Below are 16,683 nucleotides of genomic sequence, written 5' to 3'. Positions count from 1 at the left end.
TTCTACTCTATCAGCTTATAGATAGATGGTATATTCCTTCCCAACCCGTCATAATCCAACCCATATCCCAACAGAAACTTATTCGGTACCGCAAAACCCAGGTAATCCACGGCTATCGGATAAACGGTCGCTTCAGGCTTATGCAGCAAGGCTGCGATCCGCAAGGATGCCGGCTGCTGATGTTCCAGCTGTGGCAGGAATTCACTCAATGTCTTCCCTGTGTCCACAATGTCTTCCAGGATCACTACATGCCTGCCAATCAGATCGATATCCAGCCCAATGGCCGTTATTACGTGTCCCGATGACTTCGTCCCCTTATAAGAAGCCAGCTTGATAAAACAGATCTCCGCCTCCACCGAAATAGCCTTGAACAGGTCCGATGCAAACATAAAGCTCCCGTTGAGTATCGCTATGAACAAAGGTCTCATGCCGGCATAGTCCTTGTTGATCCTGTCGGCCATTCCCTGGATCTTATTGCCTATCTCCCCCTCGCTTAAATAGGGCTCAAATACTTTATCATGTACATGGATAGTTGACATCCTGTTAGTTTTAGTTTAAACGCTTCAGTTTACAGTCCGCGTAACCACGGGCCTGGAAGGGGCAGAACCCCGCAGATAAAGCTTTTCCCCCACCGCTGGCTGCACACCAGGACTGAGTTGATTCATTTCTACCAGATCCTGATACCGCACCCCTTCTTCCTGACATATATCATACACCGACTCCCCCTCCTGGACAACATGGAACTCCGCAGCACCCGTCCTGCGTTTTCGCTGCAGGAACAACAGCTGGTCCTTCGTCAGCACATCCTCTTCCTTAAGGTCATTGAATTCAAGCAAACGCCCTAAGGCTATGTCATACTGATTGGCGATGGACAATAAAGAAACGCCGGCTTTCGCAAATACCACGCGGGTCCGGTTGATCTGGAACTCCCCCTCCGGATAGCTTTGCCGCGACTGCCCAACACCCGATTGAATGCCCACCGGCTGCACCACCGCTCCCTCGGCGCCGGGCGTAATGACCACCGCCGGCCCCTGGTTTAACCCCGTCAGCGGCCTGGCTGGCGCCCCCGGCACCGTCAATACCACCTCTTCCGATGGCTTCAGCTTGCCCAACGCAATCAGAGAGTATTGCTCCAAATTGTAATCCTGGATGTATTTTATCAGTATCTGGGGATATCGGGGATTAGTCGCATATCCCGCCTTCCTTAGACCATTGGCCCAACCTTCATAATCCGTAGGGTCCAGCGCGAAAAGGAATGCATAACGGCTCCCCCGCTTCAGAAAATCCGAATGATCCTTATAAGAATCCGCCGCCGCAGGATAGCTGCGGAAACATTCCCCCCGGGCATCGTCGTCATGGTACACCCGCTCCCCCGTCCACTCATCCTTACACTTGATGCCAAAATGATTGTTTGATTTTTTCACCAGCTCACTATTGCCCGCTTCCGATTCATGGATCCCTTGGGCAAGGGTGATGGCCGCAGGTATGCCAGTTCGCTGCATCTCACTGACAGCCAAATCTTTATAAGAATTGATATAATTGATAACATCCGGATTGTTCTGGGCGCGGAGCCCTCCCCACACGAGGATGATCCCCCACACCGTCAATAGAATTTGTTTTCCCTTCATGAAAACCCCGCATTTATTTTTTCCGGACGAACATCAGGCCATCCCGAATGGTGAGCATTAGTTTTTCAACAGATCCATCCTTTTCCACGTACTCGTTAAAAGCTTGTATCGCCCTGGCGTTCTTGCCGCTAACCTCCCCCTCAAAGACTTCTCCATGAAAAAATACATTATCGGCTATGATCAGCCCCCCAGGAGCCAATCGCGGTAACACTAATTTATAGTATTCTGTATAATTCACCTTGTCCGCGTCAATAAAAACCAAATCCCAGTCCTCATGGAGGGCCGGGATGATCTCTAACGCATTTCCCCGGTGCAGTATTATCCTGTCCTGCATATTTGCCCGGCGGAAATGCCCTGCCGCTGTATCTGCATCCTCTTCCCGCAGCTCGATGGTATGCAGCTGCCCCCCTTCCACCAGCCCGGCAGCCAGGCAGATGGCGCTATATCCCATAAATGTGCCGATCTCCAGGATCCTGCGGGGTCGCTGTATCCGGCTGATCATTTCAAGGAGCCTTCCCTGCAAATGACCGCTGAGCATATGTGGCTGGGAATGATGCTTATAAGTGTAGTCGGCGATCTCATGCAGAAGTGCGGGCTCGGGAGATGAATACCGCTCTGCGTATGCCTGCGCCAATGGGTTGATTATATCCACATTAAACGTTTAGGCAAAGATACCCCTAAAATGCCACTAAACAGCCGCTTAAAAGTTGGGTTGCAACGGATTCCGCTGGTAGAATGCGAGCACATGCCCCGCCACCTCGTCCGCTGTATCAGCCACCTTCAGGAGATCCAGGTTATGAGGGGAGATATTCCCATGCTGCTCCAGCATGACGGCCTTCATCCAGCTCAGCAGCCCTCCCCAATAGGATGATCCTACCAGGATCAATGGCACCGCCTCCATCTTCCCCGTTTGTATCAGCGTGGCCACCTCGAAGAACTCATCCATGGTGCCAAAGCCCCCCGGCATCATAATAAAGCCCTGGGAATATTTAGTGAACATTACCTTGCGTACGAAAAAATAGTCGAAGTTCAGGTTGGCGTCCCTGTCGATATGTGGATTACAATGCTGCTCGAAAGGAAGCTCGATATTCAATCCCACCGATTTCCCACCCCCCAGCTGCGCTCCTTTATTGGCCGCCTCCATGATCCCCGGCCCACCGCCCGAAATGATCCCAAACCCCTCTTCCGCCAGGCGCTGCGCGATCTCGGTGGAAAGCTCATAATACTCCTCCCCGGGTTTCGTTCGGGCCGAACCGAAGATGGAGATGCAAGGCCCTAACTTGGCCAGCGCCTCAAAACCATCTACGAACTCTGCCATTATTTTAAAGATCTGCCAACTGGAATGTGCCTTTGATTCTGCCCATCTGCGCTGCTTGGACATACGGATCGTGTCATTCATACTGCTCTCGTTTAGATATTGGATGCATCCCTATAACGTAGTGCCCGAAAAATTAGTTTGCAGCAACACCTCTTTTTGAAATGAGCAGCAGTCCCAGAAAGGTCAGGGTCCCGTTCAACAGCAGTAGCTCGATCCCTATCTGGAAACCGCCCAGCCATTGGGATGAATACCTGCTGATAAAAAAGCAGATCACCGGCGCCAGCAGACAGATCACCGTGATGGCCCCATTGTTCGGCAAATGCCGCCTTGAAAAAACACCAAAAGCAAACAACCCAAGCAAAGGTCCATAAGTATAGCCCGCCAGGTCCAGGATCACCCCGATAATGGATTTATTATCGATCCATTTAAATATGAGTATACATATCAGGAAGAGCACGGCAAATGCACCATGAACGGTCATCCTCATCCGCTTCTTCTGCTGCTCGCTAAGATCAGCCCGCTCCCGCAGTCCCAGAAGGTCAATGCAAAAGCTGGACGTCAGCGCAGTCAACGCCCCGTCGGCACTGGGGAACAGGGCCGATATCAGCCCTATGATAAATAAGATGGCCACCGCATCAGGCATGGCATGAAGGGCCAGCGTGGGAAAAAGATCATCCCCGATGATATTATGTCCTTCCAGCATCAGCTGATGTCCCTGGTAGGTCGCCCCATTATGCAGCACAAAAAGATACAACAGCCCCCCAAGCAGGAGAAAAAGGAAATTCACCAGCACCATGATCACGCTGAAAGTGACCATATTCTTCTGGGAATCCCTGAGATTCTTTACACTGATGTTCTTCTGCATCATCTCCTGATCCAATCCCGTCATGGCAATGGTAATGAACATCCCCCCGACCACCTGCTTCAGGAAGAACCCTTTGCTTTTGATATCAAAATTGAATATGGAAGTAAAGCTTTTTTCGTCCAGCGTCTGCATGGCACTGCCAAAAGAAAAGTCCATATGGCGCAGGATATAGACGATGCATACCACCAGCCCCAGCAGCATGAATGTGGTCTGCAGCGTATCCGTATACACGATCGTCTTCACTCCTCCCTCCAACGTATAGAGGAGGATCATCAGCAGGATGACAAACGTTGTCAATGCAAACGGCACCCCCATATCCTTCAGGATAAAGAAATGCAGCACGTTGATCACCAGATACAGACGGGCCGTAGCCCCCACCGTCCTCGAGATGATAAAGAATAAAGCCCCGGTACGGTAAGCCACTTTCCCAAATCTCGTCTGCAGATAATTATAAATGGAAGTAAGATGCAGCCGGTAATACAACGGCAGCAACACAAAGGCCACTACGAAGTAGCCGATAAAATAGCCGATCACCACCTGGAAATAGCTGAACCCTTTGTGCATATCCCCCGCGAAATCCCCCACCGTGCCGGGCACCGATACAAAAGTGACACCGGACAGGGAAGTGCCGATCATGCCGAAAGCCACCAGCATCCAGTTGGAATTCCGGTTGCCGATGAAAAAGGAATCGTTATTGGAATGACGCGAAGTGCGCCAGGCCACTGCCAATAACAATAAAAAATAGCCGATCACAAAGGAAAACAAGAGCAATGGGGACATGGGCAGTATTATTCTAACCCGGAAATTAGGAAATACAGGGGTAATATGGGAAATTTAATTTTGATTCAGATATGACCAATAACATTACATCCGTCGCAGTATTCTGCGGATCTCAAAATGGCAACAACCCCATCTTCGCCACACATACGGCCGAATTAGGCAGGCTCCTGGCCCTCGCAAAATTAAAGTTGATCTATGGCGGCGGCAATACGGGCCTCATGGGCGCCGTGGCAAACGCTGCCCTGGCAGATGGCGGCGAGGTCATCGGCATCATCCCGGAAAGACTAAAAGAATGGGAACGTCATCATGGTAGCCTGACGGAGCTCGTCGTTGTCCCCGATATGCATACCCGTAAAAAAATGATGTACGAACGCTCCGATGCCGCCATCATCCTGCCCGGAGGTTTCGGCACCATGGACGAGCTTTTCGAAATGCTGACCTGGAATCAACTGAAGATCCACGACAAAAAGATCTATTTTCTCAACTCCGCCGGGTTCTACGATCCACTGTTCCTTCACCTGCTCCATATGCAGAAAGAAGGCTTTCTCTACGACTCGTTGGAGGAAAGGATCCACCTCTGCCCCACGCCCGCCGAAGTGCTCGACAGGCTTATATGATCACCGTTTGTGCAGATAAATATTGAACCCCGCCCTGACCACTGGCAGCGCTTTACCATCAAGGTCATTATAGGGAGAATCCTTGTCCCTCAGTACATCAAACATCAGCGCTATATAAAAGCTCCCCTGCCCGACTACCCGCTGCCCATACCCGATCCCCACCAGTGTGCTGGTAGCATTGGCATTATATGACGTCGTCTCTCCGGTGGGCACATACTTCGCATTTACATTCACCAGGTTATATTCCGGCTGTACAGTGAGAAAAAGAAAAGGCAGCACATAGCCCCGTGCAAAAACACCGCCCCCATAATTGAAAGTATGATACCTGACATTCCCTGTGTAATAAGGGTCTGCCCGGATGGAATTGTAATTGAAGTTCAGCACCACGCCGGCATCCAGCCAGTTGTTCAGCGAATACCCGATCTCAGGACTGGCCCCTACATTGAAATTGTAGGACCCGAACCCCAGCGCAAGACTGCCCCCGAGAAAGAGATTGTTCTTCGAAAAGCCCCCATTCGCGCCTTCGTCGGAATACGTATAGACGCGTTGAGGGTTACGTTCCTGCGCAAAAACTCCAAGCCCCGCTATCCATAAAATTCCCGCGAACACGATCTTTTTTATCATTGCTCCTTAAATTTTGTGCAAAATACTTCTAAAGCTTGAAAGTGGGACACAACGACTGCCTCCGGTTCCCGTTATACTCGTTGTAGAACCCCTGACTGGTTAGCGCAAATTCATAAGCCCCAAACCCGCCGTCATAATGCTTGACGGAAGAAGTGGTGACATCGTATGTGAAGGTCAGCTTCAGGTTCTTGTAGATGAAGCCGATCATGGGTATAAATGCATCCCCCGCCCTGTAATATATACCTCCGATCACCTGCTGGTCTCCATCATCCTTGAGATTGTATTGGGCATTGATTCCGAGGACAGCTTCCGATGAATTGGCCATGCTGGTATAATACCCCATGGGATTGATGATCACCTGGTCGCTGGCCTTGATGCTCGCATTCACAAATCCAATATACCTGCGGGGAATTCGGCTGTCAAATCCGGAAGGATCCGTACTGAAGAATGATTCCCGCGCCCGGTTGATATGCTGTACGGAAAAGCCCGCATTCAAATACATCTTGTTCGTGGGAAAATAGGCATAATTCAGCCCCACCTGCATATCGAAATAAGTCACATTCGGCTGGTCAATGACCACGCTGGTCGGCAGTTGGGAGTTAAAGAACTTTCCATCGAACTGGTCGGGGAACTTCAGGGTGGATGTATTGATCCGCTTGTTGATAAACCCTACATTGAAGCCAGCGGTGATCAGGCTGGCAAACCCCACCATCTGGTGATAGGCTATAGACCCGTAGGCCTGCGTGGAAGTAAGAGTCCCGGATCCCGCCTCATCCCTCAGGATCACTCCGCCCAGCCCCATCCAGCCATTCTCGATCCTGTTGCGAAATACCTGGGCATCCCCCCAGATGCTCATGGTCCGGTAAGGTACAGCCATGATGGGAGACCACTGATCCCGGTAATTCGCACCTATCCGGTAATCAGCATCGGGAATAAACCCGGTATTGGCAGGATTGGTCGTCAGGGGAGAATTGAACCACTGTGAAAAATGAAGATCCTGTGCCCGCCCCTGCAGCGCAGCCAGAATGACAAAACACCCCAAAATTGATATTTTCTTCACACCCGCATTTTAGGGAGGCCCCGCCCCCGATACCTGTATTAAGTAACGTTATTGACTAGTATTTGGTTGTCTTTTCTACGCATTAAAGACCCATTAAATTTGCTCACCGCAGCAAGGTCAGATCCCCTTTCCGGGTCGCACGCTTGCCATTCGAAAATTCCGCTTCCACCGTATAGACATACACACCCATCGGTTGCGGGTTCCCCTGGTAGTTCCCATCCCACCCGATGTTCTGATCCGAAGATTGGAACACCAGCTGCCCCCATCGGTTATAGATCCGGAACATGAGCTTGGTAATACCAAAACCGGCCACCTTGAAGATGCCGTTCTGTCCAAACCGGCCCGGCGTAAAGGCATTCGGCATATCCAGTAAAGGGTTGATCAGGGTGGCTACCGTATGGCACACCGTATCACTGCAGTCAAATCGGTTAAAGGCTATAAGACACACATTGAAGCTGTCTGTAAATTTATACAAATGTTGGATAGTATCCATCGTTGTCGTCATTAAAGTATCCCCGTCCCCAAAATCCCATTTGTACCGCACCGCCCCCGCTGAACCATTGGTGTATACCATCGGCGTATTGGTCACAGGAGGCGAAGGACTGAAAGTAAAGGCAGCCGTCGGCCGGGGGCTAACAGTAAGGGTGAAAGTAGTGCTATCTATCTTATTACAGGTGGTGCTGTCATATTCTATTAGTTTGACGGTGTAATCCCCCGGGTTCTCATACAGATGGGTAGGCACCGGATCCGTGGACGTATTGGCGGCGCCGCTTCCGGGATCGCCAAAGTCCCAGGCAAATGTCAGTCCTCCCAGGGAGGTATTATCAAAGCTGGCCAGGTAGGGCACACAGCCTACCCGGGGCGTAACGAATTGCGCCTTGGCAAGGGGTGAGACCCTCAACGTCTTTGTCAGCGTATCCGGAGAGTTGCAATAACCCGTATCCTCCAGTATCAGCTTGACAAAATAAGTGCCCGGCGCACCAAAAGGATGCTGGATCGTACTATTGACAAGTCCCGCGGGTATCAGCGGAGAAGGCTTATCGCTGAAGTACCATACCAGGGAGTTAGCCGTCAACGGCTTGGCTCCCGGCACCTCCGTGGAAAGATTGGTGAACGCATAGTTCAGGCTCAGACAGTCCCCCATCTTTGCATAGCTAAAATCCAGATTGGCCTTGTCTGTTCGCCCGCTTACGGTCCGCCAGGCCGTATCCCGGACATTACAGCTGTTGCTGTCGATCGCCACCATCATTACCTTATAGACCCCGGGTGCATAATAGGTATGCCGGACGACATATCCGGCGGTAGCCGTATCCGGACCGCCATCCCCGAAATTCCATATATAGGATTTTGCATTACGTATCGTATCCTCGAACACGGCATCCATGGGCACACACCCGGTAGTGTCGTTATTCCGGCCATTGACCGAAGCCTTCAATCCCGCAGCCACGCCGGCAAAATTAAAGGCGATCTTGATGGCCGCTATATTGCAGCCATTCGTGCCCGCTCCATTCCTGGGACTCCAAACCCCGGGAGTAGTAGGAAAAGGCTTGGCCGTTTGGCCGTTGCAATTGGCGCAGACTGCCTGGTAGATGATGCCGAATTGGTCATACCGGCTAGTCCCCCCATCCACATGCTCGCTGATGCTGGCAGAATTGTCATCCTGGCCGTAATAGGTCCCATACAGCAACGCAGAGGCATTCTTCTTAATGACAATGAAATAAAAATCCCTGTTATCCGTCAGCTTCTTGATGGCATCCTGCGTCACAGGCATCCCGATCGTCCCTGACAACCCATACTCATCCGGTCCTCCTAATATCCATCCCCCCCATCCCGAAACATATAGGTTCTCACAGCGGTCCACTAAAAAAGCTACGGGGGAAATATTGGGCAGCTTTGCATTGGGACTGCCGAAAGTGGTGGAAAAAATATAGCCCGACAGATCATTTTTCAACTTGGATACAAATTGCTTGGCCCCCGGGTTGATAAACTGGACATTCGGCGTCGTCGGCCAGCTCCCATTGGTCGTCCCCATGATATAGGGGAATCCGCCTTTGTCGAACTGTATCCCATAAATGGCATCCGCGGATGCCGTCCCTAAATAGGTGGTCCGCTTCAGTTGCTGCCCGTCCGAAGAAATGATGGAGACAAATCCATCGCAAACCCCTCCGGCATAGGCGCTCTGTATCACGCCGCTCTTGTTGCCCGGAAGATCCTTGCTGGTAGTAGCCCCCGCAACATAGATATCCCCTGTCAGCGGATCTGGCTTCAATACAAAGGCGGCATCCTTGGCCGATCCCCCCAGAAAGCTGCTCCAGATGATATGGTTACAGGTGGGGTCTATTTTCAGCACCACCCCATCCTGACCGCCGCCGCCGAAATTAGGTTGGAATACGGCCCCCCTGATGGGGAAAAGACCATTCTTATCGGACGACTGTGTCGAGGCCGCCACCAGGATATTATTCGTCGCATCCAGCACAACCTCGCTGCGTGAATCGTCTCCATAATTACGTATCAGCGAATCCGCCCGCTCATCATGGACCCGCGCCTGATCGCTCATATTGACACAATCATTACCCGATCCCCCGATCCGGATACAGCCGGTCAACGTACTGCCGGAAGCATCCAGCAACGCCACGAACATATCGGCAGCGCCGCCACTTCCCTCCTTCGTCTTATAAGGAAAATCCGTGGAATAGCTTCTCCCCAGGACTACCAGGTTGCCGTATCCATCGGTGATCATACTATGCGGCGTTTCACTGTCTGAACCACCCAGGTAAGTAGCATATACTTTCGTAGAACCACTGCTGTTGAATTTCATAATGCCCACATCGAATTGCCCGCCGCCATAGCGCGGTTGCAGCGCCCCCGTGTTCCAGGGAAATGCTGCGCCGAAGACAATACCCCCTGCAAAAAAAGTTCCGCCAGGGCCCGGCGTCGCAGTAAATCCCCAGTTACTCACCTTGCTGCCGGTGAAAGTGCAGAAAACCAGGGTGGGATCGATGATCAGTGTAGCATTGGCATTAAACTCGGCCACCTTGAATTGAACGGTATTGCCATTCCTGATGACGAACTTCGATTTTACGGGAAGGCGCCCCCTTTCATCGAATTGATACGTTACAGGGGCCAGTTCCTTCACCTGCCCCACCGACGTATTCACCAGCAATTGGCCCTTCCTGATCTCCAGCCCGTCGACGCCTTCATATTGCATGGCGATCTGATCCACATTTCCGCCGGGATGCACAATGATCTCATATTTCAGCTGCCCCTCGTCGGTGTAATATCGGACATCGATATTGGGATAAATATTCTTATAGGTAACCCCCTGGTATACTTTACAATTACTGGCCCATTTGGATGGATCGTTGCCGATGAAAAAATTATCGACACCAGGTACAGGCTTATCCGGTATGATCGTCACCCCGTCATTGGCGCCGGCAAAAGTCATCCGGTAAGCATGCGAATGGATAAGCACATCCGCCGTATCGCCGGCCCCGGGATTTCCACCGCCCGGCTTGGTCTTGCTGACAGACGCTGAAGCCGCTTTACCGGCGCCCGCCGCTCCTCCCGCCCAGCCCCCGGTCATAGGGCCACGCCCATGATGGGACGTAGTCAGCTTCTGCAGATCGGAAACATTGTGCAACAGCACGGTAAACCCATTTTTTTGCAGGAAAAAAGCCCCGGAGCTCATCTCCCCTCTGAAATTCACCCGGCTGTCCCATTGCCCCTTATTCTCGACAAATTCAATATTGGCGGCGCCATCCTGCGCATGGCAGGGCGCGGCAGCGGCAATCAGCGCAATCGCAAATATGTAATAGCGTAGCTTCAAGTTGTCCTTTTTACAATATACGAAAAAATGCACTACCGGATAAGCGTAATATCCCCCTTCTTCGAAACCTTTTTACCATCGAAAAATTCCGCGTCCAGCGTATAGGCATATACATCCATTGGCTGGAAAGCCCCTTTATAGGTCCCATCCCACCCGATCTCCTGGTTATTGCTCTGGAACACCATCTGCCCCCACCGGTTATAGATCCTGAAATTCATACGGACGATGCCGAATCCCACCACCTTTACAATGCCGTTCTGCCCAAAACGGCCGGGCGTGAACGCATTCGGCACATCCAGCAGCGGGTTGATGAGGGCCGCCACATCGTGGCAGATCGTATCGGTACAATTCTCCCGGTTGAAAACGACCAGACAGGCATGGAAAGTATTCGTCTCGTTATACTGGTGCTGCACCGTATCCGGTGTCGTCTTCACGGTCGTCGCACCATCTCCGAATAACCACTCCCATTTCACCACGTCCGCCGAAGAATTGATCGGCGTAAATTCCGTACGGGTATTGGCCACAGGAGGATCAGGCACCCAGGTATAATCAGCCGAAGGCTTTGCCAGCAATGTAATGGTGATCGTCGTGTCATCCGTTACATTACAGGTGGCCGGGTCGGTGACAGTCAGTTTCACCGTCACTGGCCCCGGGTTCGGATAATAATGGTCGGGAGGCGTCCGGTCCGTCGAGGTCGTGCCGTCGCCAAAGTCCCATAGATACGTCTGGCCCCCCAGCGAATTATTGTCGAAGTGCGCATAATACGGCGCACAGCCGGTCATGGGTGTTCCGATCCGCGCATCTACATTGGTGGCGATAAACAGTTGCTTCGTCAATGTATCCGGAGCGTTGCAATAATTCGTATCGGTGAGGATCAGGCTCACAGCATAGGTCCCCGGCGAATTGAATCGGTGCGTCACGACATTGGTCACCGCACCGCCCGGGATCTCCGTACCCTCGATGATCCATTTAAAGGAATTGCTGCCAAAAGGCTGCGCGGGCGGCGGCGCCGTACTCGTGTTATGGAACGCATAGTTCAGGTCCGTACAAAGCCCTACCTTGTCATAGCCAAAATCCAGGTTAGCATGGTTGTTCTTCACTGTGATATTCTGATACACCGTATCCGCCACATTGCACGTGTTGCTGTCGATGCCGATCAACATCACTCTATAAATGCCCACCTGTGTATAAGTATGCATCACAGAGTTATTGGTAGTAGCCAGATCTGGCGTATTGTCGCCAAAATGCCATATGTATTGCTTGGCCCGGTGGATGGTATCCGTCAAGGTGACCGTAAGCGGCACACAGCCCAACGTATCCCCCCGCCCATCCAGCGCCAGCTTCAATCCCGCTAAAACACCGCTGAAATTAAAAGCGATCTTCACCGCCGCCTCATTACATCCTTCCGTCCCTGTCCCATTCCGGTTTGCCGCCACATTCGACGTCGTCGGGAAGATATTCGCAGGGCCATAACAGTTGGCGCAGATGGACTGATAGATCACTCCCTGCTTGTCAAACCGGCTGGTGCCACCATCTACATGATCCCCTAATGCACCGGCATTCTGGCCAAAAAAGCTGCCGTATAGCTGACTGGCCGCATTCTTCTGCAACACAAAAAAGTAAAAATCGTCTCCATCGGTTGTCGATTTGATAGCGCCTGTCGTCGGCGTAAGCCCCATCGTGCCGGAATTGTTGTACCGCTCGGAGGGCCCGATGCCTCCGCCCCATCCGGAAACATACACATTCTCACAGCGGTCCACTAAGAAGGCTGTAATGGAAATATTCGGATAAGGCGTATTCCCGGGACCGAAGTTGGCCGAATATACCGCGGCCGAAAGGTCTGGCTGCAGTTTGGTGATGAATTGCTTGCCGGAAGCCTGGTTCCCTCCCTGGTTGAAGGGTGAATTGACAGGCGCAATAACGCTCGTAGTCGTACCCGTTATATATGGAAATCCCTTGTTGTCTACCTGCACCCCATAGATGATATCCGTTCCTCCCGTGCCGATGTAACAGGTCCGCTGTAATGACAACGCAACACCATTGTCCCGGATCAGCGAAACAAAGCCATCCACACCTCCATGGCTACCCGTCCCCATCGCTCCGGCGGTGTTAAGGAGGTTATTGCTCATCGTGCCCCCGGATACATACAGGTCATTATTCGTGGGACTAAGCGCAGCCGAGAACAACGCATCACTGCCATTGCCGCCAAGATAACTGCTGGCCAGCAGGGTACTGACATCCGCGCTCAGCTTGATCACCACCCCCTCCTGCGCCCCGCGGTTAGTCGGCTGGAAAGCCCCCTTCATGGGGAAATCCGAGGATTTGGTGCAGGTCACTAAATAGATATTGCCGGAGGCATCCAGGATCACCTCCCCCCTGCCGTCATCCCCGTAGTTGAGCCGCAGCTCCTGCGTTCCGTCCAACGGCGCCACATACTTGGGCCGGTAGTTCACCCCGTCATCGCTGGTCCCTCCGATCCGCTGTGAACCGATCGCGCTGGAACCGTCCGCACGCAGCTTGGTCACGAAAAGATCAAACCCACTGGTGCTGTGTGGCAGCGTCGCCGAAGGTACCGTGGGGAAATTCTGGGAAGTGGTCCGCCCGGTTACCACCAGGTTGCCCTGGTTATCGCACACCATGCTATGCGGCTGCTCGTCGCCGCTCCCCCCCAGGTAGGTCGCATACAGGATAGTCTTGCCAACATTATCAAATTTCATGATAGCCACGTCAAAATCATATGGGTTCGTCGTCTGTGGTATAGTCCCTTCAGACCCATCCCCCCCGGCATAATGTTGCTGAAAGGCGCCGGAAGTTGCCCCGAAATTATCACCGCTGAAAGAACTGCCATAGTCCACCACGATCCCCCCCGCATAAAAATTCCCGCCGTTGTCATACGTCGATGTATATCCCCAGTTATCGCTCCGGCTACCCGTGAACGTGCAAAATATTTCCGTTGGGTCTATCACCAGCGTGGCATCCGGAGCATAATCCTTTATCTTAAAACTCACCCGGTTGCCATCACTGACCACATAACTGCAAGGCACTTCCACCCTTCCCTTGTCCCCCGACTGGTATGTCCTGGGCTCCAGCTCTGTCACAGTGCTCACCGAAGTCTTCACCAGCAGCCGCCCCTTCTTCATGCTCAGCTGGTCGGCCCCGGTATATTTCAGCCTGATCCGGGACGGATCAGCCCCGGGATGCACGATGATATCGTATTTCAACACCCCCTCATTCGTATAGTAATGCACATCGATCCCATCGTAAACATTCTTGTAAGTTACCCCCAGGTAAAGCCTGGCTTTCGACACCCATCGCTTACGGTCTCCGATCATATAATTGTTGTAGGAAGGAAGGGCTTTTTCAGCCACCATCTCAGGATGAGGGTTGGCATTTTCAAAATTGACATGATAGAGGTGCGAATGCAGCGTATAATCGGGCTTCGTCGTCCCTCCTCCTCCTTCCATTGGCGGACGGTCCTTGCCCACACTTGATACAGCGGCAACAGCCCCTTTACCACCACTACCCCCCGCTTTCTCGCCATGCAAGAGATGATGGATCCGCTGCATGTCACCCGTGTCATGCAACAGCACCGAATACCCGCCATTTCTAAGGAAAAAAGCCCCCACGCTTATCTGCGCGCGGAATTTGATAGTCGTATCCCACTGACCCTTGTTCTCAACAAACTCAAGGTTGGAATAGCCGGATTGTGCTGAGAGATAAAGGACGGAAAGATTGAATACCAGAAAAATAAGGCTGATTCTTCCCAATTTATTGAGTTTCAGTTTATACAAAAGAAATATCGCCCTTCGCCCACCTACGAGATCTTGCTCCACTGGGTCTTACCATGTTGTGTCTGTAGAAAATGCTTCAGCCCTACGTTCTCCGCTGCTTCCAGGTCGGGGTCATTATCCAGTATCCTTTCCGCCATTTCCCGGGCAAGCTCTAACAACTCCCTGTCCTGCACGATGTTAGCTAATTTAAAGTTTAGCATCCCACTTTGACGGGTGCCGCCGATATCTCCGGGACCACGGATCTCAAGGTCCTTTTCAGCAATTTTAAAGCCATTGTTGGTCGCACATAATGTGTTTAACCGCTCTCTGGCTTCTTTGTTTAAACGCGGACTTGTTAATAATATGCAAAAGCTCTTCTCCTGCCCCCTCCCGACCCTGCCCCTCAGCTGATGCAGCTGCGATAAGCCGAACTTTTCGGCGCTTTCGATCACCATCACCGTAGCATTCGGGACATTGACCCCTACTTCGATCACCGTGGTGGCGACCATGATCTGAGTATCATTTACGAGAAAACGTTGCATGTTCGTTTCCCTTTCTGCTGGCTTCTGTCTGCCGTCAACCCGGCTGATCCAATACTTTGGTTCCGGGAACCATGCCTTAATGTTCTCATATCCTCTGATCAGGTTCTCATAATCCACTTTTTCCGACTCTTCTATCAGGGGAAAAATGATATAGGCCTGCCTCCCCTTACCGATCTCGTGCCGGATAAAATCCATCACCTGGGACCTTCTATCATCAAGACGATGAACAGTGGAAATAGGTTGCCTTCCAGGCGGTAATTCGTCCATTATGCTGTAGTCCAGATCCCCGTATGCGGTCATCGCCAGCGTCCGGGGAATTGGCGTCGCTGTCATCACCAGCACATGTGGCGGTATGGCCGCTTTCTTCCAGAGTCGGGCCCGCTGCTCTACGCCAAAACGATGCTGCTCATCCACAATGGCCAGCCCCAAACGACTGAACTGAACGGATTCTTCCAGGATGGCATGCGTCCCGATCAGGATCTGCAGCTTCCCCTCCCGGGCCATGTCCAGCACCTCCTTCCTGGACCTGGATTTGGAAGATCCCGTCAACAACCGCACTTCCACCGGCATCTCCTTCAGCAGCGCCGTAATGCCTTCATAATGCTGCCGGGCCAATATTTCCGTAGGCGCCATCAGACAGGCCTGGTAACCATTGTCGATAGCCAGCAGCATGGCCAGCAATGCCACCATCGTCTTACCGCTGCCCACATCTCCCTGCAACAGCCTGTTCATCTGCCGGCCGGAGCCGGTGTCCCGGCGTATCTCCTTCAGCACCCGCTTCTGCGCCCCGGTAAGCTCAAAAGGCAGATACTCGCTATAGAACCTGTTGAACATCTCCCCCACCTGCGTAAATACCACTCCCTGTGAATAACGATGCCGCTTGGACCTGATCATCCCCAGCCGTACCTGCGCCAAAAAGAATTCCTCGAATTTGAGACGGGTCAGCGCCCGTTGATATAGGTCAGGCCGGGTGGGAAAATGGATCTGTTGATACGACTCCCATCGGGAAAGATGACGTAAAGTGCCCCCTCCGGCCGGATCGGGATAGGCCATCACGGATTCCGGCAGGTTCTCCGGCATATCCTTTTCCTTCAACATGCCCAGCAGCGTCTGGGTCAGCTTGCCTAATTGCCTGCCCCCCAACCCCTTTACCTTCAGTTTTTCAGTGGTGGGGTACACTGGCTCCAAAGTAGCCTGCCCGCTGGCCTCCCTGACCAGCGATTCTATCTCCGGGTGCGTTATCTGAGGCGAACCCTGGAAAAAGCTCACCCTGCCATATACCAGGAATTCACTGCCCACCTGTACCAGCTTTTGCAGCCCATTGATCCCCTGGAACCACACCAGTTCCAACACCCCGGACGCATCTTTCAGCTCGGCCACCAGCCTACGGCTCCGCTTATCCCCCATTACCCCTACGCTCACGATACGACCCGCCACCTGGATATACTCCGTGTCGTGCTGTATATCCCTGATCAGGTTGATCCGGGTCCTGTCGACATGACGATAGGGAAAGAGGTTCAGCAGGTCATTAAAATGGAAGATCTGCAGCTCTTTGTTCAAAAGCTCCGCCCTGTACGGGCCTACCCCTTTCAGGTATTCAATGGGATTGCTGAGTATGGAGGCGACAGTGCTGATAGACAAAATTTCGCCAAA

At 52.3% G+C, this 16,683-nt stretch carries 11 protein-coding genes; 1 reads left to right on the top strand and 10 read right to left on the bottom strand.

The genetic code is table 11. The annotated features are described in order from the left end of the window. Positions 1-2 precede the first annotated feature (2 nt). The 5 genes from hpt to Q4E93_RS30980 are packed head-to-tail and all read right to left on the bottom strand — an operon-like array spanning position 3 to position 4,591. Positions 3-539, bottom strand: a complete 537-nt coding sequence (hpt, locus tag Q4E93_RS31000) for a hypoxanthine phosphoribosyltransferase (protein ID WP_303591828.1) — start codon at positions 537-539, stop codon at positions 3-5. Positions 540-563: 24 nt separating this feature from the next. After that, on the bottom strand, positions 564-1,628 hold the full coding sequence (locus Q4E93_RS30995) for a glucosaminidase domain-containing protein (RefSeq protein WP_303591827.1): 1,065 nt from the start codon (positions 1,626-1,628) through the stop codon (positions 564-566). A gap of 13 nt (positions 1,629-1,641) precedes the next feature. After that, positions 1,642-2,280: an O-methyltransferase gene (locus tag Q4E93_RS30990; protein ID WP_303591826.1), complete on the bottom strand. Its 639-nt coding sequence runs from the start codon at positions 2,278-2,280 to the stop codon at positions 1,642-1,644. Positions 2,281-2,328: 48 nt separating this feature from the next. Next, complete coding sequence (locus Q4E93_RS30985; RefSeq protein ID WP_303591825.1) at positions 2,329-3,027, bottom strand: LOG family protein; 699 nt, start codon at positions 3,025-3,027, stop codon at positions 2,329-2,331. Between the two features lie 52 nt (positions 3,028-3,079). After that, on the bottom strand, positions 3,080-4,591 hold the full coding sequence (locus tag Q4E93_RS30980) for a sodium:solute symporter (RefSeq protein WP_303591824.1): 1,512 nt from the start codon (positions 4,589-4,591) through the stop codon (positions 3,080-3,082). A 71-nt stretch (positions 4,592-4,662) separates the two neighbouring features. Between Q4E93_RS30980 and Q4E93_RS30975 the strand changes: the two genes are divergently transcribed. After that, entirely contained in the window at positions 4,663-5,208 is a 546-nt protein-coding gene (locus Q4E93_RS30975; protein ID WP_303591823.1) for an LOG family protein, read from the top strand. Here Q4E93_RS30975 and Q4E93_RS30970 read toward each other — a convergent pair whose 3' ends face one another. The 5 genes from Q4E93_RS30970 to recG all read right to left on the bottom strand — a co-directional run bounded on the left by Q4E93_RS30970 (position 5,209) and on the right by recG (position 16,671). Next, positions 5,209-5,832: a hypothetical protein gene (locus Q4E93_RS30970; RefSeq protein ID WP_303591822.1), complete on the bottom strand. Its 624-nt coding sequence runs from the start codon at positions 5,830-5,832 to the stop codon at positions 5,209-5,211. A 28-nt stretch (positions 5,833-5,860) separates the two neighbouring features. Further along, positions 5,861-6,892 (bottom strand): PorP/SprF family type IX secretion system membrane protein, encoded by a 1,032-nt coding sequence (locus Q4E93_RS30965; protein WP_303591821.1) that lies wholly within the window; start codon positions 6,890-6,892, stop codon positions 5,861-5,863. A gap of 103 nt (positions 6,893-6,995) precedes the next feature. Next, entirely contained in the window at positions 6,996-10,718 is a 3,723-nt protein-coding gene (locus Q4E93_RS30960; protein ID WP_303591820.1) for a DUF7948 domain-containing protein, read from the bottom strand. A gap of 32 nt (positions 10,719-10,750) precedes the next feature. Beyond that, positions 10,751-14,485: a DUF7948 domain-containing protein gene (locus Q4E93_RS30955; protein WP_303591819.1), complete on the bottom strand. Its 3,735-nt coding sequence runs from the start codon at positions 14,483-14,485 to the stop codon at positions 10,751-10,753. A 47-nt stretch (positions 14,486-14,532) separates the two neighbouring features. Further along, positions 14,533-16,671 (bottom strand): ATP-dependent DNA helicase RecG, encoded by a 2,139-nt coding sequence (recG, locus tag Q4E93_RS30950; protein ID WP_303591818.1) that lies wholly within the window; start codon positions 16,669-16,671, stop codon positions 14,533-14,535. Positions 16,672-16,683: the final 12 nt, after the last annotated feature.

Origin of the sequence: Flavitalea plasmicola, assembly GCF_030546645.1 — a bacterium.
Taxonomy (GTDB): Bacteria; Bacteroidota; Bacteroidia; order Chitinophagales; family Chitinophagaceae; genus Puia.
The sequence above is the reverse complement of the archived record's forward strand: the minus strand, read 5'-3'. Positions and strand labels throughout refer to the sequence as shown.